The sequence below is a fragment of the Marinibacterium sp. SX1 genome (assembly GCF_050389775.1).
GTDB lineage: Bacteria > Pseudomonadota > Alphaproteobacteria > Rhodobacterales > Rhodobacteraceae > Marinibacterium.
Genome location: NZ_CP177144.1, coordinates 3541974 through 3561047 on the forward strand (window position 1 = coordinate 3541974; position 19074 = coordinate 3561047).

Here is a 19074-nt window from a genome sequence, read left to right on the forward strand (position 1 = left end):
GCGCTCGGGCACGGAAATCACGTGTCTTTTCAGACCTATCCTGCCCGATCGCCCGGACAATCGAAGTAGTACTTTTGTCGTTTTCTCAGGATCTGAGACAAAGCGGGCGCCCGGATCGGGCGCCCGCGAGGTCATCAGGCGCCGTGCCTCAATCCGGCAGGGCGAAGACCGTCATCTGGCCACCCAGAGCGGTATAGCTGCTCAGACCGGCATATCCGCCCACGGCGCCGAGGCCGTCGTTCGGATTGACCAGGCCTGCCGCAAGGCCGATCCCGGCCCAGCCGCCGATGCCCGAGAACACCGCGACGTACTGCTTGCCCTTGTGGGAATAGGTCATCACGTTGCCGATGATGCCCGAGGGCGTCTTGAAGCGGTAGAGCTCTTCGCCGGTGGTCGCGTCGACCGCCTTCAGGTAGCCTTCGAGCGTGCCGTAGAACACCACGTCACCCGCGGTGGCCAGCGCGCCGGACCAGACCGAGAATTCCTCCGGCAGCGACCAGACGATCTCGCCCTTGATGTTGTCCCAGGCGATGAAGTTGCCCATGCCGCCATGGCTGTTGGGCGCGGGATACATCGCCAGCGTGGCGCCCACATAGGGCTGACCGGCGGTGTAGGACACGCGGAACGGCTCATAGTCCATGCAGACGTGGTTGGTCGGCACGTAGAACAGTTCCGTCTTGGGCGAATAGGCCGCCGGCTGCTGGTCCTTGGTGCCCAGGGCCGCCGGGCAGATGCCCGTCGAGTTGACGTCTTCGCCGTTCTGCTCGGTCGAGTATTCGGCCACGACGGCCGGGCGGCCGTAGGTTTCCGAATTCGGGTCCATGTCGACACCGGTGGTCCAGTTCACGACCGGGTCGAACTTTTCGGCCACCAGCAGCGCGCCGGTTTCACGGTCGAGCGTATAGCCCAGGCCGTTGCGGTCGAAATGGGTCAGCAGCGGGCGCATCTCGCCGTCGATTTCCTGATCCGTCAGGATCATCTCGTTGATGCCGTCGTAATCCCATTCGTCATGCGGGGTCATCTGGTAGACCCACTTGGCCACGCCGGTATCGGGATTGCGCGCCATGATGGTCATCGACCACTTGTTGTCGCCCGGGCGCTGCGCCGGGTTCCAGGTCGAGGGGTTGCCGGTGCCGTAATAGACCAGGTCCAGTTCCGGGTCATAGGAATACCAGCCCCAGGTCGCCCCGCCGCCGATCTTCCACTGATCGCCTTCCCAGGTGTTCAGCGAGCTGTCGGCGCCCACGGGCTTGCCCAGTTCGGTGGTGTTTTCCGGGTCGAACAGGATCTGCTCGTCCGGGCCCATGGAATAGGCGCGCCAGACCTGCTCGCCGCTTTCCATGTCATAGGCGGTCACGTGGCTCTGCACGCCGAATTCACCGCCCGAGATGCCGACGATGACCTTGTCCTTGACGGGCAGCACGGTGGCCGTGTTGGTTTCGCCCTTGGACGGGTCGCCGTTGACGACCGACCACTTGACCGCCCCGGTCTTGGCGTCCAGCGCCACGACGGTGGTGTCGGCCTGGTGCAGGAAGATCATGCCATTGGCATAGGCCGGACCACGGTTGACCGTGTCGCAGCACATGACCGGGATGACATCCGGGTCCTGCTTGGGTTCGTATTTCCAGATGATCCGGCCGTCGGCGTTCAGGTCGAGCGCGTAGACCTTGTTCGGGAAGGGCGTGTGGACATACATGATGTCGCCCACGACCAGGGGGCCGCCTTCATGGCCGCGCAGGACGCCGGTCGAGAAGGTCCAGGCCACCTGCAGGTCACCCACGTTGTCGCGGTTGATCTGGCTGAGCTTGGAATAGCGGGTGTTGGCGTAATCGCCGGTCTGCAGCACCCAGTCGTTCGGGTTGGACTGCAGCGACAGAACGCTGTCATTGGCAAGTGCCGCGCCGGACATCATGGTGCCGGCAAGCAGGCATGCGACAAGCTTTTTCATGGTTCCTCCCATTCAGAAACGCGGATCAGCATCATTCCTCCTTGACGCGGATCCGTGCGGGTCTTGACAGAGACAGAGGATTTAACCGTTGATTTTCAACGATTTGACAGATTTCAGGCTGTCCCCGTATACCGATGTGAACCGATGAGACGCGACGTTGCAACCGAAAATCTCAGAATCTAAGACTTAGGTAGGGCCGCGTTCCTCACTCCCATTCGAGGGCGCGATAGGCGCTTGTCAGGTTGCGTGGATGAAAGGTGTCGGACAGCAGCCAGGCGCCGGGTTCCGCAGGGTCAAACTGGCCCGCCACACTGGCCTCGGGACCGGCATGTGTGCCGGCCTCCGCAGCGCCCTCCTTGCCGGTTCCCGTGTCGCCATCCGGGCCGGCGCCTGTGCCCGCCCCCGGCCCGGCCTGCCTGTCCGGCGCCGTGATCGTCGCCTGCGGTCCGGCGCCCAGCAGGTCGATCAGCGCCACGCCCCCGTCCAGCGCCGCGCGCACCTCGGCCACCAGCGCATCGAGATAGGCCGCCGTTGGCCCGGCCGCCCCGGGCCAAGGTGCGGCGACCGGGCCATGGCCGGGCACGACCCGGTCGGCCGGGCGCTCCCCGGCGGCGGCAATCGCGCCCTGCCAGCCGCGCAGGTCGCCGTCGATCGACGGCATGTGTCCCAGGAACACCAGGTCGCCCAGGAACCATGTGCCGGTCCGCCGGTCATAGACGCTCAGGTCGTTGGACGTGTGGCCCGTGGCATGCCGGCGCAGCTCCAGCACGCGGTTGCCCAGGTCGATCTCGTCCGGCGCCGCCCGGATCTCGGGCGGCACCTCCGCCGCCTGCCAGCCCGGCCCGATGTCGCGGGCATAGGCCGCGTGGTAATGGGCGTAGCGGGCCGCGAGACCGGCCGCCAGGGCCGGATGAGCCACCACCCCCGCGCCCTGCCCGGCGATCATCCCCGCCCCCATCACGTGGTCGGGATGCATATGCGTCAGCACCAGCCATCTCACCGGCAGATCGCTGCGCGCCCGGATCCCGGCCAGCAGCGCCCCGGCCACCGCATCCGACCCGCCCGCGTCGATCACCGCGATCGCATCGTCGCCGATGACAAAGCCGATGTTGGCCGTGTCGCCCCCGTTGCCCGGCCCCGGCTCGGCCTGGGCGCCCTTGTGCACGTAGACCCCGGGCGCCACCTCGGCCAGCCAGAACCCGTCGGTCCCGCAGGTCCAGGCCTGTTTCGAAACGCCGGCGGCGGGGAGATACGCTCTCCCCGCCGCCTGGCATGTTGCCTCGTCCGGCCAGGTGCCGGCCGTTACCGTCTCGCAGTCGCCCGGCGCGCCGGTCAGGCACGCCAGGACCAGCAACGGCAGCATCGGATCAATAGACCACGACGGCCCGGATCGATTCGCCGGCATGCATCAGGTCAAAGCCCTTGTTGATGTCTTCCAGCTTGAGCGTGTGGGTGATCATCGGATCGATCTCGATCTTGCCGTCCATGTACCAGTCGACGATCTTCGGCACGTCGGTCCGCCCGCGTGCACCGCCGAACGCCGTGCCCCGCCAGGACCGCCCGGTCACCAGCTGGAACGGCCGGGTGGAAATCTCCGCCCCCGCCGGCGCCACGCCGATGATGATCGATTCGCCCCAGCCCTTGTGCGCGCATTCCAGCGCCGTGCGCATCACGCCCACGTTGCCGGTGGCATCAAAGGTGTAATCCGCCCCGCCCTTGGTCAGCTCGACCAGGTGCGCGACCAGGTCGCCCTCGACATCCTTGGGGTTGACGAAATCGGTCATGCCGAACCGCGTGGCCATCTCGACCTTGGCCGGGTTCAGGTCGACACCGACGATCTGGTCGGCGCCCGCCAGGCGCAGGCCCTGGATCACGTTCAGCCCGATGCCGCCCAGGCCAAAGACCACCGCCCGCGAGCCGATTTCCACCTTGGCCGTGTAGATCACCGCGCCGATGCCCGTGGTCACGCCGCAGCCGATGTAACACACCTTGTCGAAGGGCGCGTCGGGGTTGATCTTGGCCAGCGACACCTCGGGCAGGACCGTGTGGTTGGCAAAGGTCGAACAGCCCATGTAATGCAGGATCGGCGTGCCATCGAGCATCGAGAACCGCGAGGTGCCATCGGGCATCAGGCCCTGGCCCTGGGTCGCGCGCACCTTCTGGCACAGGTTGGTCTTGGGGTTCAGGCAATATTCGCATTCCCGGCATTCGGCCGTGTAGAGCGGGATGACATGGTCACCCGGCTTCAGGCTGGTCACGCCCGGCCCGACTTCCAGCACCACGCCCGCGCCCTCGTGGCCCAGGATCGCCGGGAACAGCCCTTCGGGATCGGCGCCCGACAGGGTGAATTCATCCGTGTGACAGATGCCCGTGGCCTTGATTTCAACCAGAACCTCGCCGGCCTTGGGGCCTTCCAGGTTCACTTCCATGACTTCGAGCGGCTTGCCGGCTTCCAGGGCAACCGCGGCGCGCGTTCTCATTCTGACGTCCCTCCGATAGGTCTTCGGCCGCGACGCTAACGCCCCCGGCCGGCGGTGCCAAGTTGGCCGTTGGTCGGACTGGCTCAGGTGGTTTCTTCCGTGGTGATCATGGCGCAGTTCCAGGACTGCACCTGCCAGGCCTCGTTCATGATCTGCCAGCGCGCCACGCGCGGGATCGACGAATAGAGGCATTGCGACGGGCTCAGCCCCGGGGTCAGCAGCGTGAGGTTATGCGCGCGGCAATGGGTGGGATCCCGCGCCAGGCAGGCGATGACGATCAGTTCCAGCATGCTCCGGCTCCTTTCCGCCCGGGCGTAGGGTCTGGCCATGATCGTCCGGCCGGGGCTAGACTTCCACCGGGACAAAAGGCGCAGGCCGCGGCCTGTGCCGATCGGATCGGGGCAGCGGCCGGCCAGGCGCCCGCCGCGCCCGGGGGAGGAAGAGGAGGAGACCGACCCGTGACCAAAGATTTCATCCGCAGGGCCGGCGCCCTTGGCCTGGCCGGTCTGCTGGCCCTGCCCGGCGCCCCGGCCCGCGCCCAGCAGGCCGACGCGGCCCCCGGGCTGGTCATCGCCGACGCGCCCGGCCAGGCCGCCGCCCATCAAGAACGCCAGGCCGTTGACCTGTCGGTCGGCCATGCCCTCGCTCAGCCCTCGGACCGCGCCGTTGCCCAACCGGCCAGCATGGCCGTCACCCACCAGGCGGAGCAGACCCTTGCCCAACTGACGGGCCGGATCACAGCCCAGGCCGATGCACCGCCCGCCGCCCGGCTGGCCCAGGCCGCGGCCACACAATCCGCCCCCGAAACCCCGAACACGGCCTCCACGAACACGGGCCAGACCCCGCCCCAGATCGACCTGCTGTTCGGCACGGCCCACATGGCCGCCCTGCCCCCCGGCGCGCCGCTCGACTACACCGTGCGCGCGCTGCGCACCGACAGCACCAGCGGCGAGACACGGGCCACCACGGGCCATATCGCCCTGGCCACCGCGCCCGGGGCCGACGACCGGCGCCGCGATGTCGAGGCCGTGCTGACCCGCGACGGGACCAGCCGCAGCCTGCCGCCCTTCCAGTCGGTCGAAGGCAACCCGGTGCTGATCATCTTCCTCGAACAGGTGCTGCAGGACCTGTCGCGCGACACCGGCGGATCCAGCTTCTACCTGCGCAACCGCATGCGCGACGGCATGGCCCGGGGGATGCAGGTGGAAACCCGGCCCGACGGCACCCGGCTGGTCATGCGCCCGCTGGCCGGTGATCCCAACACGGCCGCGCTGGGGGACTATACCAATCTCGAAATCAGCCTGCTGCTGGATGACAGCCTGCCCGGCATGTTCGCCCGGTTGTCGGCCGTGGCCGGCCCGGCCGACGCCCCGGTCTTTGTCGAAGAGGTGAGCCTTGATGTCGAAAGCTGATCGCCTCTCACTGCCCCGCGCCGCCCTGGCCCTGCTCTTGGCCGGACCCGCCATGGCCCAGACCCCGGTGCTGAACGATTACCCCACCGTGGCCCGGGCCGATTATGTCTTTGCCTGCATGAGCACCAACGGCGAAACCGCTGAAATGCTGGCCAAATGCTCCTGTTCGATCGACCATGTCGCCCGGCTTTTGCCCTATGACGATTACGTCAAGGCCGAGACGATCCTGCGCACCGTCCAGGTCGGCGGCGAAAAGGTCGCCCCCTTCCGCGCCTCGGCCCGCCACAAGGCCATGGTCGCCGACATGCGCCGCGCCCAGATCGAAGCCGATATCCTCTGCTTCCAGTGACCCCGCCCTGCCCGGATGCTTGCATCCGGGGCCGGCCGCACGGTGTAGCCGAATGCAGGCACGCGGATCATGGCCAGGGGCACCCCGCACAGGGTCAAGCGGATCACGGCCAAGGGCGCCCCGCAAGCCGGCATTCGGATCACGGCCAGGGGTACCCCGGATGCGAGCATCCGGGTCACAACCCGAGGTGCCCGGAAACAAGCATCCGCATCATGTCCAATGGCACCTCGGATGCCAGCATCCGCATCACGGCCAGGGGCACCCCGAAAGCAAGCATCCGGTTCACGGCCAAGGGCGCCCGGAAACAAGCATCCGCATCACGGCCAAGGGCGCCCGGATGCAAGCATCCGGGCGACGGCCACCAGATCAGAACGCCGCGTCCAGTGGAAAGCTCTGGGCAAAGGCCGCGCCGTCGGTGTCCTCGGCCTCGACGCGCAGCGGCCCGGTGCCCGCCGGAGTGAACCGGAACCGCAGCGAAGGATCCTCGCTCAGGGAAATCCCGCCTTCCAGCGCAAAGAGCGGCCGGTCGCCTTCGAACACCGCGATGCGGTCGACGAACCGGGGCGGAACGTACAGCTGGGTGACCTGGTCCAGCTGGAACCCCGAATTGTTGGGATGGCGGATCATCACCTGGGCATCCAGCCGCCCGTCACCGCCCGTCGCCGACCCGGCCGCATCGAAGAGCCGCATCTTCATCTTGCCCATGGCCGCCAGCGCCGCCGCCGGATCACCCGTGGCCGGGGCCGAACAGCCGCCCGAAGCCTTGACGTAACGCGCCGTCTGCATCCAGCTGCCATCGCTCAGCCCGACCACCGCGCGCACGTTGGAATAGGCATTGACCCGCAGCCGGGTCGAGATCTCGATCACCGGGCCCATGGCCTCGCCCAGGGTAAAGGTCGCGGCCACCGGCGCGGGGTTCTCGTCGACGATCAGGGTCAGGCTGTCGACATGGCGGCCCGGGCCCGGATCGATGCGCAGGCGCACGGGCACGGCGGCGGCATCATGGGCGCGATAGGGCGCTTCGAGCGAGATGGCCTCGCCGGCCTCGGCGATCACCAGGTCCTCGGGGAAAATCGCCGCGCGGATCTCGGCCCAGGTCTCGCCGGGCTGTTCCGGCGCGGCCATGCGGTCCTGCGCGGCGGCGCCGGCCATCGGAACGGTTCCGGTGGCCATCACCAGCCCGGCGGCCAGCACGACGGCCCGCATCGCCCGGCCCCTGCGCTGCCCTGTTGACCGGCCGTCGGACAGGCGCCCCGCGCCCCCCGGCCCTGTTGATCGGCTGTCGGACAGGCGCGCCCCGCCACCCGGCCCGTACCCGTGATTTGCGCTGTGTTTGGCCCGGTACATGGCCCGGAATTTGACCCCGATGACGGCCCCGGTTGTCGACAGACGCATGGCTCCTCCTCCCGCTCTGCGTTCGGGACCAAGGCTGACACGGCGGCCCCCGGCCTGTCGATGGCGTCATGGTCGTAGAAAACCGGCCCCTCGGCGGGCGTTTCGGTCACATCCGCGTGACCCCTGGCCTTGCGGGCCGGTCGCATGCCGGGGGGAGGTGTTCGGCTGAACGGCGATCTTCGCGGGGCAATGCCCAGGGTTCATCGCAGTCCGGTCGCGATACGGGGATCACCCGATCCCACCCACCACGCGCGGATCACCACACGGGACGAATTGCAAAACAGCCATGACAAAGGAGCAACGTGCCCGGCCCGATCATACCGATCAGCCCGCATCGGGCCGGTCAAGCCCGCGGCCACTGCCGGACGGACCCTACCCCGCGCCGGATCACCCGGCGCGGGACCAGGGGATCACTCGGCGCAGGTCGGTTCGACATAGGCCGCGCCGTCCTGCACGCCGGTCAGCGACAGGGCGCAGCCATTGCCCAGGTCGAGCGGGCGGAACCGGTCAAGCGTGACAGTGCCCTGGCCGACCTGCATCAGCTGCACCGCATCACCGGGCAGGCGCTGCACGAAGAGCCGGACATCACCCACGATGGCCGTTTCCCCGACGCGCAGTTCCAGCCCGTCGGCGCTGAGCCCATCGGCCAGGCGCGGGGCCGGGGTTGCCGCCTCGACCGGCTCGGGGGTGTCGGCGGCGGGTGCGGGCGTGGCCGGGGCGGCTGCCGCTTCGGCCTGCGGTTCGGCGGCGGGCTCGGCGACGGCGGCGCGCAGGTCGGACAGGCCGCCGGCCGCATCGCCGCAAGCCGCCTGCAACCGGGCCGTGCGCCCGTCGATCCCGGCCAGGGCAATGCCGCAGCCGGGGCCGAACATGTGGGGCTGGTGCGCCGCGACGGTGGCGCTTTCGCTCAGGCCGGTCAGGGTGAAGATGCGCAGATGCGCCGTGCCCGCATCGAGCCGCGACAGGAAGACCCGGTAATCCCCGAACAGCCCGGTCTGGCCGGTGGCCAGGGCTAGCTCGGCCGTGTCGGGCACCTCGACGGGCGGCACGTCGGCCACCGCTTCGGCCGCTTCCTCGGCGCAGGCGCCGGTCATGTAGGCCCGGCCACCGGCAATCCCGGCCAGGCGGATCGTGCAATTGCCCCCGAGCTCGGCCGGCGCCCCGCCCATGGCCGCCAGGATCGGCTCCTGGCCGCGGATGCGCAGATGGGCGCCCTGGTCCGACAGGCGCGACAGAAAGACCTGGCGGTCACCCACGGCCACGGCCTGGCCCACGGCGAGGACCAGGCCATCGTCGCCGACCTGCGCCTGCAGCTCGGCCATCCGCGCGCTGTCGTCAGCCGGTTCAGAGGCCGGTGCCTCGGCGGTTTGCGTTTCGGGTTCGGGCGCAGGTTCAGACGCCGCTTCGGGCGCCGGGGCCGCCGCAGGTGTCGCGCCCGCATTCGACGCACCACCACCCGATCCGCCGGTCATCCCGACGGCCGCGGCGGCGGCCAGCGTGTCCTTCATCGCGGCCATCAGCTCGCCGCGCATCTCGCCCATGTCGCCGGTCATGCCCGACACCCGTTCTCCCAGCGCCGCCTGATCGCCCGACAGCGCTTCGAGCACGCCGTTCAGCCCGTCGAGCGCCGCGGCATTGGCCTCGGCCCGGGCGCCCAGATCGGCCAGGCTGTCGGACTGCCCCGTCAGCCCCGTCGACAGGGCCGCGACCGAAGCCTCGTTGGCCGCCAGCCCGCCCGACAGCTCGTCGACCTTGCCCGACACGGCCGCCACGGCGTCGGCCAGTTCGGCCCGCATCTCGTCCATCTGCCGGCTCACCGCCGCCTCGTTGCCCGATCCGCCGCTCATGGCCAGCCCGATCACCAGGCCGGCCACCGCCGCGCCCCCGGCCCACAGATATTTCTCGGTCATGGCGCGCTGGTTCCTCCCATTCGCTTGCTCATGGCTTGATTGCCGCTCCCTAGTTGAAAGGACTAGCAAATCCGGGCGTTTCGGTCATCAGGAAATCCCCTTCAACCGCTCAGCCGGAAGCCCTCTCCGCGCAATGTCTCGATGCGCACATCCCCATCCAGTTCGGCCAGCTTGCGCCGCAGGTAACCCACGTAGACATCCACCGTGTTGGCCGACACCGCATCCTCGCCGCCCCAGGCCGCGGCCAGCAGATCCTCGCGCCGCACCGTCTCGCCGCGCCGGTCCAGCAAGGGCTGGGCCAGCGCCCATTCGCGCTTGGTCAGCCGCACCTGCCGCGCGCCCAGGACCAGGCTGCGGCTGGCCTCGTCGCGGCGCAGCTCGGGCCGTTCGGCCGGGCCGCGCCGGCCGAGCGCATGCAGCCGGGCCAGCAATTCGTCGAACTCGAAAGGCTTGACCAGGTAATCATCGGCCCCCGCGTCGAACCCCCGCAGCTTGTCTTCGAGCGCGTCGCGCGCGGTCAGCATGCAGACCCGGGCCGGGTGGCCGAACTTGCGAAGGGCCGCACACAGTGCCGCCCCGTCGCCATCGGGCAGCATGCGGTCAAGCACGACCAGGTCATGGGCCAGCCGCCCGGTCTGGGCCACGGCATCGTGCAGCGTGCGCGACCAGTCGACGACATAGCCGGCCTGTTGCAACCCGCGTTCCAGCATGCGGGCCACGCCCACGTCGTCTTCGACCAGAAGGATGCGCAATTCGCTCATGTCCAGATCAACCGCACCACGGCCCCCCTCTCCCGGCCGTTCTCGGCCTCGACCCTTGCGCCGTGATGGTCGGCGATCCAGGCCACGATGGCCAGCCCCAACCCGGTGCCCCCGCGCAGCTTGCCGCTGCCGCCCTGGACGTAGCGGTCGAACAGGTCCATCGGGTCGGTGTCGCCGAAGCCCGGGCCCTCGTCGCTGACACAGAGCCGGTCGGCGCCCAGCCGCACGGTGATCCGCCCGCCCGGCGGCGAGAATTTCACGGCATTGTCGATCAGCGCCAGCACGGCCTGGCGCAGGGCCGAGGCATCGCCCATTACTTCGCGGTCGCCGGTGACCAGCAGGTCCAACGCCACCTCGTTGACCTCGGCAAAGGCCCGGGCGGCGGCCACGGCGGCGGTCACCTCGTCGGCCAGGTCGAAGGGCACGCGGTCAAGCTGCAGCGTGCCGTCCTCGGACCGGGCCAGGGCCAGGAGGTCGTCGAGCCTGCGGCGCAGGAACCCGCCGCTGGCCGAGATCCGTTCCAGCGCGGCGCGGTGGCCGTCGTCGGATTTCAGGGCGACCTGAGCCTCGCCCAGCAGCACCGTGATCGGCGTGCGCAGCTCGTGGCTGATATTGGCAAAGAAGGCCCGGCGGGCGCTGTCGATCCGGCGCAGCTCGGCATTGGCCCGGGCCTGGTCGGCGGTGGCCGCCTCGACCTGGGTGCGCAGGCGGTCCTGTTCGCTGTCGATCCGGTCGAGCATGGAATTGAACCGGTCGGCCAGCAGGGCGAATTCCCCGGGCAGGTCACTGGGCGCGCGGATCGGCGCGGCGGGTACGGGCGCGTGGGCATCCGGTTTTACGGTGGCATCGGAGGGCTGTGCCTTGCCGGTCGCGGGTCGGGCGCCGGGCCCCAGGGTGGCGCCGGTTGCATGGCCGGCCATGACCTCGTGGGTGTCGCCCGTGGCGGTGCCGTGTCGGTTTGCAACCTCCGTCGCGGTGCCAGCGTCGATCGCGCAGGCACCGCAGGTCACTCCTCCGGCATGAGCCTCGGGGGCATCGCCGGCAGCGCGGGCGGCATCGGCCGGGCCATCGCTCTCCGGCCCGGCCGGGCCGGGCAGGCTCGCCGCATCCGCATCGCCCTGCCCCTCGACCGCGCGGGTCAGGGCACGGATCGGGCGCAGGAGCTGGCGATAGGCCGCCACGCCGACCAGCAGCACGACCAGCAGGCCCAGCCCGGCCAGCCAGCCGCCCAGGGTCAGGTAGCGCTTGCGCAGGTCTTCCAGCCGCGTGAGGGCGGCGGCGGATTCGGCCTGCTCGTCGGCGATGATCTGGGCCAGGATGCGCCGGATCGCCGCTTCGTCCGGGGCGACCAGAACGGCCATGTCCGCCGCGCTGAGCCGCTCGCCGGTGCCGGCCAGCTGGGCCCGGGCATAGATCGTCTTGCGCTCGATATCCTCGAAGATCGTCGACAACTGCAGCGCGCGGACCATCTCGGCGCGTTCCCGGGCCTCTTCGGCCGGCGTGGCGGCGGCGGCGATTTCCTCGGCCACGATGCCCCGATGCACCAGCAGCGTGCCGCGCAGGTTGCCCGCCGCCGGGCTGTCGCGGCCATCCGCGCCAGGCGGGTGGCGGTTGAGATCCAGCAGGTAGCGGTTGAACCCGGCCTCGATGATCCGGGCGGTTTCCAGCTGGCGCAGCGACTGGCCGGCGGTTTCGATCTGTTCGCGCGCCGCGCGGAAGCCCAGGAAGGTCAGCCCGGCCAGGCCGAGCAGCGCGACCAGGGCCACGGCATAGGCCACGATCAGCGACAGGGCGATGCGACGGCGGGGCTGGGGCGTCATTCGGACAGGAAGCTCCCGAAGGCCCGGGGCCCGGCGCCCACGGCAATCTCGCCCAGCACCTGCAGGCTGTCGGTGTCGATGATGCTGAGCGTGTCGGTCATCCAGTTGGCCACGTAGATCCGGCGCCCGTCGGCGCTGGCGTCGATGCCTTCAGGGTATTCGCCCACGGCGATCTCGGCCAGCACCTCGTGGCTGTCCAGGTCGAACACCGTGACGCTGTCGCCGTAGGAATTGGTGACAAAGCCCCGCCCGGCGGCCAGCGCGACCTCGTAGGGGCGCAGGCCGGTGGGGATGGTGGCCACGACCCGGGCGGCGGCGATGTCGACGACCGAGACATCGTCGGACCCGACATTGGCCGCATAGGCCAGCCGGCCCCGGGCGTCGATGGTCACGCCGAAGGGCCGTTCGCCGACGGCCACCACCGCCCGGCGCGTGCCATCGGCGTCAAAGAGGCTGAGCTGGTGGGAATCGCGGTCGGCGGTCAGGATCTGGTGGCCGTCGGGGGTGACGGCCACGCCCGAGGGGCTGTCTCCGGTGGGCCAGTCGGCCAGGTGGCGGCCGTCGACGACAACCGACAGGCGGTCGCCATGCCAATCGGCGGCATAGACCGCGCCGCTGACCGGGTTGACGGCCAGGCCCAGCGGCCCGCCGCCCAGCTCGATCTGGTCGAAATGGCCCGAGGCCGGATCATAGACGCCCAGCCGCCCGGCCTCGGGGCTGGTGACCCAGACCCGGCCATCGGGCGCCACGGCCACGCCCGCGGGCTTGCCCGGCACGGGCACCCGGGCGCGTTCGCGGCCGGCGTCGAGATCGACGATGGACAGGCTGTCGTCGGATTGGTTGGTCACGTAGGCCAGCGGCCCGGCCCCGGCCAATGTCGCGACCGGCCCGGCCAGTATCGCGGCCAGCACCATGGCGGCAGTCCGGGGCGCAAGAGCGGGGCGGCCATTCGTCGAACGGCCTGCGCCGTCGGGCGCCTGTGCCATGCCACGCCATGGGCCAAGCGCCATTTTACACGCGCCAACGGGTCGGACATCGGTTGCCCCCCACAGGCGGCCTGTTGCCAAGCCCAAGCGACCTGTTGCCCGGCCCGAATTGCCAGTTACCGAGCCCGAACCGCTTGCTGTCCGGCCCAAACCGTCCGTTGCCAGACCCGAACCGCCTGCTGCCCGGACCGAGTTGTGCGTTATCTGGCCCAAGCCGTCTTTCGCCCGGGCCAAACCGTCTGTCACCAGGCCCGGACCGTCTGCTGCCCGGCCATAGGTGTGCGTTACCCGGCCCATGCCGTCTTTTGCCCGACCCGAACCGCCGAATGCCAAGCCCGACCCGTCTGTCGCCCGGCACAGGCCCTCCGTCGAACGGCGCGCAGCACACGACCGGCCAACCATCGCCCCGAACGCCGAAAGGGCGCTATGGGTCCATCGCCCCGCGCCCTGCCCGCCTGTGCGCCCCGGGCCGGCCTGCCGCCGGCCCCGGGCCATTGTTCCGGCCCTTCCGATCAGTTCGCCGCTCCGAACTCTGCGGCCAGCGCCTCAAGCCCGGCCCGGTAGACATCGGTCACCGCCGCGATGGCCGCCTCGTCGTTCAGCTCGGGCGGCGGGTCGTTGTTCGGATAGCCCCGGTAGAACGCCCCGCGCCATTCGATCAGCGCGCCGCCGTTCTCGCCCTCCTTGACCGTCAGGTGCGACGAATAATTCGTCACCGGCAGCACGTTCACGTCGACCTCGGTGATCCGGTAGGAATAGGTCCGCTTGTCGGCGTCGTACTTGTAGAGCACCTCGTTGATCACCGGCCCGTCCTCGGCGCCCAGGCTCAGCACGCGGGTGGCGTCGATCTCGTTGCCGCCCTCGCCCACGGTCTTTGCCACGGCCGGATGCCAGCTCATGTCCTGGAAATCGCCGATCCGCGCCCAGACCTCGTCGGGCGCGGCCGTCACGGCCACGGTTTCGGTCACCTTCTGGCGCGACGGCCCGTGGGCCAGCGCCGCAACGGGCACCGACACCATTGCCAGGGCCAATGCCGCTCCCTGCAGGATACGTCCCATCTGTCCTCCCATTTCTCACGCGGAAGCCCGCATGTTCGCGATCGTCCGGGCCAGGGCCCATGCCCCGGCCGCTCTCCTCCGGGCAGGCCCGGCGGCCTGCCCCATGGTCGCGATGTTACAGGGGATACGATGGTATTCCATGATGCCAAAGTCGCAGGCCCCTGCCGCACGACCGGGTTCCATTTGGCGCCCGGCCCCCTCGACGCTGCTCCGCCCAGGCCCGATCCCCACCATCCGGTCCGCGCCGTTCGGCCCGTTTCCCCTATGTGACCGGACTCTCTCTCGCGACGACTGCCCTTTCCTGGTCCACCCCTCGCGGCCCGGCCGCGCCCGCCAACCGGCTCGCGAACTGTCTCTCCTTGGCCCGCGGCCGCCATACGACGACTGCCCATTCGTGGCCTGCCCATCGCGACCCACCACTGCCATCCGGTCCGCACCATTCGCCCCGTCTCCCCAGTGCGACCCGGCACCCTCGCAACCACTGCCCGCTCCTGGTCCACCCTTCGCGGCCCAGCCGCGCCCGCCAACCGGCCTGCGCCGCGCGACCTGTCTCCCCTTGTCCCCCGGCCCGCCTCTCCGGCGCCCTGTCCTGGCCCCGTCCCCAACGGCCAGACCAAACCCGCCATCCGCCCAAGGGGCTGCCCGTCCTCACCCGAAACGGCCCGGCCCCACCCCACCCGACCGGCGCGCCATGCTTGCCAGTCCGGGCCCCGATGTGGCAGACTTGGGACACAATTTTTATGACCGTTTGTTTTCAACCTGTTATTGACGAGGTGTTCCCGTGACCACCGTCCTGTTCCTGTTGGCCGTTACCCTTCTGACCTGCCCGGGCGACTATTGCATCAAGCTCTCCACCCATCATCCTTCGGGCCTTGGCTCAGGCCTGTTCTGGATCGGCCTCGTGCTTTATGGCCTGCCGGCCTTTGGCTGGTTTGTCCTGATGCGCAGCCATTCGCTGGCCTCGGTGGCCGTGCTCTATTCCTCGGCCACGCTGGTCCTGCTGGCCGGGCTCGGCTGGCTGGTCTTCAACGAGCCCTTCGGGTCGCGCCAGGTGGCCGGGCTGGGCCTGGCGCTGGCCGCCGTGGTCGTCATGGGCGGCGATTGACCCTTGCCAGCGCGGTCGTCCTGGGCCTCTGTGGGCCCATGATCCGCCGCCCCGTCCTCCTTGCCCGCCGCCGGCCCGCCCCGCGCGGCCCCGTCTGCCGATGACCTCGGTCCGCCTGCGCCTGCTGATCCTGGCGCTCCTGCCGCTCATCGTGCTCATGCCGTTCCTGCTGTTTCTCGGCATGACCCGCTGGACCGCCGATTACGACGACGTGCTCATCGCCAATGTCGAAAGCGACCTGCGCATCGCCGGGCAATATCTCAACCGGCTGATGACCGGCACGGCCACCGGGCTCGAAGGCATCGCCCGCTCGACGGCCTTTGTCACCGCCCTGGACGGCCCGGCCGAGACCTATCTCGCCGCCATGCGCGCCCGGCTGTCGCTGGATTTCCTCTATTACCTGCCCGATGCCCAGGCCGGCCCGGCCGCCGCGCGCTGGCCGGTCATCGCCTCGGCCCTGGCCGGGCTGCCCGACAGTCAGATCGACATCTTTCCGCCCGGGGTGCTGGCCGGCTTTCCCGGCCAGCTTGACGCACGCGCCCGGATCGACCTGATCGAGACCGAGGCCGCCCGGCCCACCGACCGGCGGACCGAGGATCGCGGCATGGTCATCCATGCCGCCGTGCCCGTGGCCCAGCCCGGACATGCGGGCGTGCTGGTCGGGGGCATCCTGCTGAACCGCAACCTTCAGTTCATCGACCGGGTCAACGCCTTGGTCTATCTCAACGCCGTGACCGGCGGCGACCGACAGGGCACGGCCACGCTGTTTCTCGACGATGTGCGCGTGTCGACCAACGTGCGGCTCTTCGAGGATGTCCGCGCCCTGGGCACCCGGGTGTCGGCCGCCGTGCGCCAGGGCGTGCTGGACGAAGGCCGCACCTGGCTCGACCGGGCCTTTGTGGTCAACGATTGGTACATCTCGGGCTACCTGCCCCTGGCCGACAGTTTCGGCCGCCGGGTCGGCATGCTCTACGTGGGTTTCCTCGAAGCGCCCTTCACCACGGCCAAGCGCAAGGCCTTTGTCTGGATGATGGCCGCCTTCTTCGCCGTGCTTGCCCTGTCGGCCCCGGTCTTCCTGTGGCTGGCCAAGGGCATCTTTGCCCCGCTGGAACGGATGACCCAGACGATGAAACGGGTCGAGGGCGGCGATCTGTCGGCGCGCAACGGCAATATCGGCACGCGCGACGAGATCGGCCAGGTCGCGGCCCATCTCGACCTGCTGCTCGACGGCATCCAGGACCGCGACGCCCGGCTGCGGGCCTGGGCGGACGAGCTGAACATGGCCGTCGAGGACCGCACGGCCGAATTGCGCCTGGCCAATGACCGGCTCGAAGAGACCTTCCGCCAGCTGGTCATGTCCGAGAAGCTGGCCTCGATCGGGGAAATCACGGCCGGCGTGGCCCATGAGATCAACAACCCCGTGGCGGTGATCCAGGGCAATGTCGACGTGATCCGCGACAGCCTCGGCCCGGCGGCGGCGGCCGAGGTCGAAACCGAGCTGGCGCTGATCGACGGCCAGGTCACCCGGATCTCGGCCATCGTGGGCAAGCTGCTGCAATTTGCCCGGCCCGGTGAGTTCTCGGGCTACGGCGAGCCGGTCGAGCTGGGTCCGGTGGTCGACGATTGCCTGCTGCTGGTCGACCACGTGCTGTCGCAAAGCGGGGTCGAGGTGGTGAAATCCTGCGATCCCGCCACGCCATCGGTGCGCATCGATCCGGGCGAGCTGCAGCAGGTGGTGGTCAACCTGATGGTCAACGCGGCCCAGGCCATGGACGGGCCGGGCCGGCTGACCCTGCGCCTTGCGCCGGGGCTGCGCGACGGGATGCGCGGGGCGATGCTGGTGGTGGGCGACACCGGGCCCGGCCTGCCGGCCACGATCCGCGACAAGGTCTTTGATCCGTTCTTCACAACCAAGCAGGGCGAAGGCACCGGGCTGGGCCTGTCGATCAGCCAGACGCTGGTGCAGCGCGCCGGGGGGATCATCGAAGCGTCGAACCTGGACGGTGGCGGGGCCGAGTTCCGCATCTGGCTGCCGGTGGTCGATCCCCCGGTGTAAGGCGTTGCCGATCCTGCCCGAAGTTGCGCATCTGGCCGGTGGAGGGCCGGATATTTAAGAAGAGAAAGAAGCAGCAGGACGGTGCCACTGCCCCGATCCTCCGCGCGGCTGGTCAACGGGGCACAGGCGGTCCCGCGCCCGATACCGTCTTTCCCCCCGTGCCACAGGCCGCGCCGCCGCCATCCATCCGCTGCGACCTCGCCAATGCGCGGCCAGTTGCGGCGCCACTCAAACGCTCCCTGACCGCCCCGCGCGCCTTCGGGCAACCGGGCGCGCGCTTCTGCTTCTTTCTCTTCTCAAGTATTCCCCGCCGGAGGCAAGGCCGGTCCCCGACCGGCCTTTCACCCGCCGGCCACAGGCGCCACGCAGGCACAAGGCCCTACCGTCACCAGCGCATGCCCCCTCCCGTTGATCTCACGATACCCGCGGGACGGTCACATCGCCCAGGACGCGCATTTCCGGTCAATCGTCTTGCGCGACACACCCAGCCGCCGCGCAGCCTCGGCCCGGTTGCCGTCGCAGCGGTCCAGCACATGCAGGATGTGGCGCTGCATCACCAGGTCCAGCGTTTCGATGGCCCGCTCGCCCGTCACCTCGCCCCGCCCGGCAAATTCCGGCGGAAAGGCCCCCAGGATGACCGAGCGCTCGATCAGGTTGCGCAGCTCGCGCACGTTGCCCGGCCAGTCGTAGCGCCGCAGCTTCAGCAGCGTCTCCTCGTCCAGCTCCAGCGCCGGCATGCCCAGGGCCTGGGAAAAGCTCTGCATGAAATGCGTGGCCAGTTCGACGATATCCTCCGACCGCTCCTGCAGCCGCGGCATGTCGACGGTCACGATGTTGATCCGGTGATACAGGTCGGCCCGGAACCGCCCCTCGGCCACCGCCCGGGGCAGGTCGTCATTGGTCGCAAAGCAGAACCGCAGGTTCAGCGGAATGTCCCGCTCGCCCCCCACCGGCCGGATCCGCCGGTCTTCCAGCACGCGCAGCAGCATGGCCTGCAATTGCGGTGGCATCATCGCCACCTCGTCCAGCAACAGCGTGCCCCCGTCGGCCAGCAGGAACAGCCCGGCCGCCCGCTTGTCGCCCTTCTCGATCACCCCGAACAGCTCTTCGCCGATCCGGTCCGGCGCGATCGTCGCGCAATTGACCGCCACGAAGGGCGCCTCGGCACGGTCGGACAGGGCGTGCAGGGTCCGCGCGGCGATTTCCTTGCCCGTGCCCGACGCCCCGGTGAACAGCACCGGGGTCTGCAGCGGGGCCAGCTTGTGCAGCATCTGGCGCACCGCCGTCAGCGCCACCGAATGGCCGATCAGCGGCCCGCGCCCGGCCGCCGTATCCGCCGACAGTTCATGGCGCAGCAGCCGGTTTTCCTGGCGCAGCATCTTGCGGTCCAGCGTCCGAGCCACGGCATTCAGGATCTGGTTGGCCCGGAACGGTTTCAGCACGAAATCGCTGACGCCCGCCCGCAACGCGGCAATGGCCGTTTCCAGGTCGGCATAGGCCGTGATCATCACCGTGTCGGCAAAGAACCCCAGCCGGCGCTGTTCGACCAGCCAGTCCAGCCCCTTCTTGCCCGGCAGGATGTTGTCCAGGATCACCACGTCGAAATGCGCCTCGTCCAGCAGGGCCGAGGCCTCGGCCGGCGACGCCGCCTGTTCCACCCGCTTGCAGCGCGGCCGCAGGATCTTGGTCAGGAAGTTGCGCATGCCCACCTCGTCGTCGATCACGAGGATCGACGCGCTGGCGAGCGTTTCGCCATAGGGTTCGGCTGTGAACTCGGTCATGGCTCCCCCGTTT

General features: G+C 69.5%; 15 protein-coding genes. 4 read left to right on the forward strand and 11 right to left on the reverse strand.

Features of this window, described 5'->3' with window-relative positions:
* Window positions 1-148: 148 nt before the first annotated feature.
* The 4 genes from xoxF5 to ACK3BB_RS16025 all read right to left on the reverse strand — a co-directional run bounded on the left by xoxF5 (window position 149) and on the right by ACK3BB_RS16025 (window position 4718).
* Entirely contained in the window at window positions 149-1948 is a 1800-nt protein-coding gene (gene xoxF5 / locus ACK3BB_RS16010; protein ID WP_428925635.1) for a lanthanide-dependent methanol dehydrogenase XoxF5, read from the reverse strand.
* Window positions 1949-2153: 205 nt separating this feature from the next.
* Window positions 2154-3302 carry an MBL fold metallo-hydrolase gene (locus ACK3BB_RS16015; RefSeq protein ID WP_428925636.1) on the reverse strand — a complete coding sequence of 383 codons (1149 nt, stop codon included), beginning with the start codon at window positions 3300-3302 and terminating at the stop codon, window positions 2154-2156.
* A 13-nt stretch (window positions 3303-3315) separates the two neighbouring features.
* Window positions 3316-4428: an S-(hydroxymethyl)glutathione dehydrogenase/class III alcohol dehydrogenase gene (locus ACK3BB_RS16020; RefSeq protein WP_428925637.1), complete on the reverse strand. Its 1113-nt coding sequence runs from the start codon at window positions 4426-4428 to the stop codon at window positions 3316-3318.
* 83 nt (window positions 4429-4511) lie between these two features.
* Window positions 4512-4718, reverse strand: coding sequence for a hypothetical protein (locus ACK3BB_RS16025; RefSeq protein WP_428925638.1), 207 nt, complete (start codon window positions 4716-4718; stop codon window positions 4512-4514).
* Between the two features lie 168 nt (window positions 4719-4886).
* Here ACK3BB_RS16025 and ACK3BB_RS16030 point away from each other — a divergent pair, with 168 nt between their 5' ends.
* Window positions 4887-5840, forward strand: a complete 954-nt coding sequence (locus ACK3BB_RS16030; RefSeq protein WP_428925639.1) for a hypothetical protein — start codon at window positions 4887-4889, stop codon at window positions 5838-5840.
* A complete protein-coding gene (locus tag ACK3BB_RS16035) occupies window positions 5827-6189 on the forward strand; it encodes a hypothetical protein (RefSeq protein ID WP_428925640.1) in 363 nt (120 codons plus the stop codon). Before ACK3BB_RS16030 ends, ACK3BB_RS16035 begins: the two co-directional genes overlap by 14 nt.
* A gap of 366 nt (window positions 6190-6555) precedes the next feature.
* On the opposite strand, the gene ACK3BB_RS16040 is transcribed toward ACK3BB_RS16035, so the two are convergent.
* From ACK3BB_RS16040 to ACK3BB_RS16065, 6 genes are all read right to left on the reverse strand, one after another.
* Window positions 6556-7584 (reverse strand): quinoprotein dehydrogenase-associated SoxYZ-like carrier, encoded by a 1029-nt coding sequence (locus ACK3BB_RS16040; RefSeq protein WP_428925641.1) that lies wholly within the window; start codon window positions 7582-7584, stop codon window positions 6556-6558.
* A 410-nt stretch (window positions 7585-7994) separates the two neighbouring features.
* Window positions 7995-9494, reverse strand: coding sequence for a hypothetical protein (locus ACK3BB_RS16045; RefSeq protein ID WP_428925642.1), 1500 nt, complete (start codon window positions 9492-9494; stop codon window positions 7995-7997).
* Between the two features lie 101 nt (window positions 9495-9595).
* On the reverse strand, window positions 9596-10255 hold the full coding sequence (locus ACK3BB_RS16050; RefSeq protein WP_428925643.1) for a response regulator transcription factor: 660 nt from the start codon (window positions 10253-10255) through the stop codon (window positions 9596-9598).
* Window positions 10252-12075, reverse strand: coding sequence for a sensor histidine kinase (locus tag ACK3BB_RS16055; RefSeq protein ID WP_428925644.1), 1824 nt, complete (start codon window positions 12073-12075; stop codon window positions 10252-10254). The genes ACK3BB_RS16050 and ACK3BB_RS16055 overlap by 4 nt, the downstream gene beginning before the upstream one ends.
* A complete protein-coding gene (locus ACK3BB_RS16060) occupies window positions 12072-12989 on the reverse strand; it encodes a YncE family protein (protein ID WP_428925645.1) in 918 nt (305 codons plus the stop codon). Before ACK3BB_RS16060 ends, ACK3BB_RS16055 begins: the two co-directional genes overlap by 4 nt.
* A 584-nt stretch (window positions 12990-13573) precedes the next feature.
* On the reverse strand, window positions 13574-14119 hold the full coding sequence (locus ACK3BB_RS16065) for an SRPBCC family protein (protein WP_428925646.1): 546 nt from the start codon (window positions 14117-14119) through the stop codon (window positions 13574-13576).
* A gap of 781 nt (window positions 14120-14900) precedes the next feature.
* On the opposite strand from ACK3BB_RS16065, the gene ACK3BB_RS16070 reads away from it, so the two are divergent.
* The gene (locus ACK3BB_RS16070) at window positions 14901-15224 is read left to right on the forward strand and encodes a hypothetical protein (RefSeq protein WP_428925647.1); all 324 of its coding nucleotides are present in this window, start codon (window positions 14901-14903) and stop codon (window positions 15222-15224) included.
* A gap of 100 nt (window positions 15225-15324) precedes the next feature.
* Window positions 15325-17280 carry a sensor histidine kinase gene (locus ACK3BB_RS16075; protein WP_428925648.1) on the forward strand — a complete coding sequence of 652 codons (1956 nt, stop codon included), beginning with the start codon at window positions 15325-15327 and terminating at the stop codon, window positions 17278-17280.
* A 434-nt stretch (window positions 17281-17714) separates the two neighbouring features.
* Here ACK3BB_RS16075 and ACK3BB_RS16080 read toward each other — a convergent pair whose 3' ends face one another.
* Complete coding sequence (locus ACK3BB_RS16080) at window positions 17715-19061, reverse strand: sigma-54-dependent transcriptional regulator (RefSeq protein WP_428925649.1); 1347 nt, start codon at window positions 19059-19061, stop codon at window positions 17715-17717.
* Window positions 19062-19074: the final 13 nt, after the last annotated feature.

Excerpts from the sequence above, each read along its gene's own strand:
- xoxF5 (WP_428925635.1), bottom strand. The coding sequence starts at position 1,948 with ATGAAAAAGCTTGTCGCATGCCTGCTTGCCGGCACCATGATGTCCGGC.
- ACK3BB_RS16020 (WP_428925637.1), bottom strand. The coding sequence starts at position 4,428 with ATGAGAACGCGCGCCGCGGTTGCCCTGGAAGCCGGCAAGCCGCTCGAA.
- ACK3BB_RS16025 (WP_428925638.1), bottom strand. The coding sequence starts at position 4,718 with ATGCTGGAACTGATCGTCATCGCCTGCCTGGCGCGGGATCCCACCCAT.
- ACK3BB_RS16035 (WP_428925640.1), top strand. The coding sequence starts at position 5,827 with ATGTCGAAAGCTGATCGCCTCTCACTGCCCCGCGCCGCCCTGGCCCTG.
- ACK3BB_RS16040 (WP_428925641.1), bottom strand. The coding sequence starts at position 7,584 with ATGCGTCTGTCGACAACCGGGGCCGTCATCGGGGTCAAATTCCGGGCC.
- ACK3BB_RS16045 (WP_428925642.1), bottom strand. The coding sequence starts at position 9,494 with ATGACCGAGAAATATCTGTGGGCCGGGGGCGCGGCGGTGGCCGGCCTG.
- ACK3BB_RS16050 (WP_428925643.1), bottom strand. The coding sequence starts at position 10,255 with ATGAGCGAATTGCGCATCCTTCTGGTCGAAGACGACGTGGGCGTGGCC.
- ACK3BB_RS16055 (WP_428925644.1), bottom strand. The coding sequence starts at position 12,075 with ATGACGCCCCAGCCCCGCCGTCGCATCGCCCTGTCGCTGATCGTGGCC.
- ACK3BB_RS16060 (WP_428925645.1), bottom strand. The coding sequence starts at position 12,989 with ATGGTGCTGGCCGCGATACTGGCCGGGCCGGTCGCGACATTGGCCGGG.
- ACK3BB_RS16065 (WP_428925646.1), bottom strand. The coding sequence starts at position 14,119 with ATGGGACGTATCCTGCAGGGAGCGGCATTGGCCCTGGCAATGGTGTCG.
- ACK3BB_RS16075 (WP_428925648.1), top strand. The coding sequence starts at position 15,325 with ATGACCTCGGTCCGCCTGCGCCTGCTGATCCTGGCGCTCCTGCCGCTC.
- ACK3BB_RS16080 (WP_428925649.1), bottom strand. The coding sequence starts at position 19,061 with ATGACCGAGTTCACAGCCGAACCCTATGGCGAAACGCTCGCCAGCGCG.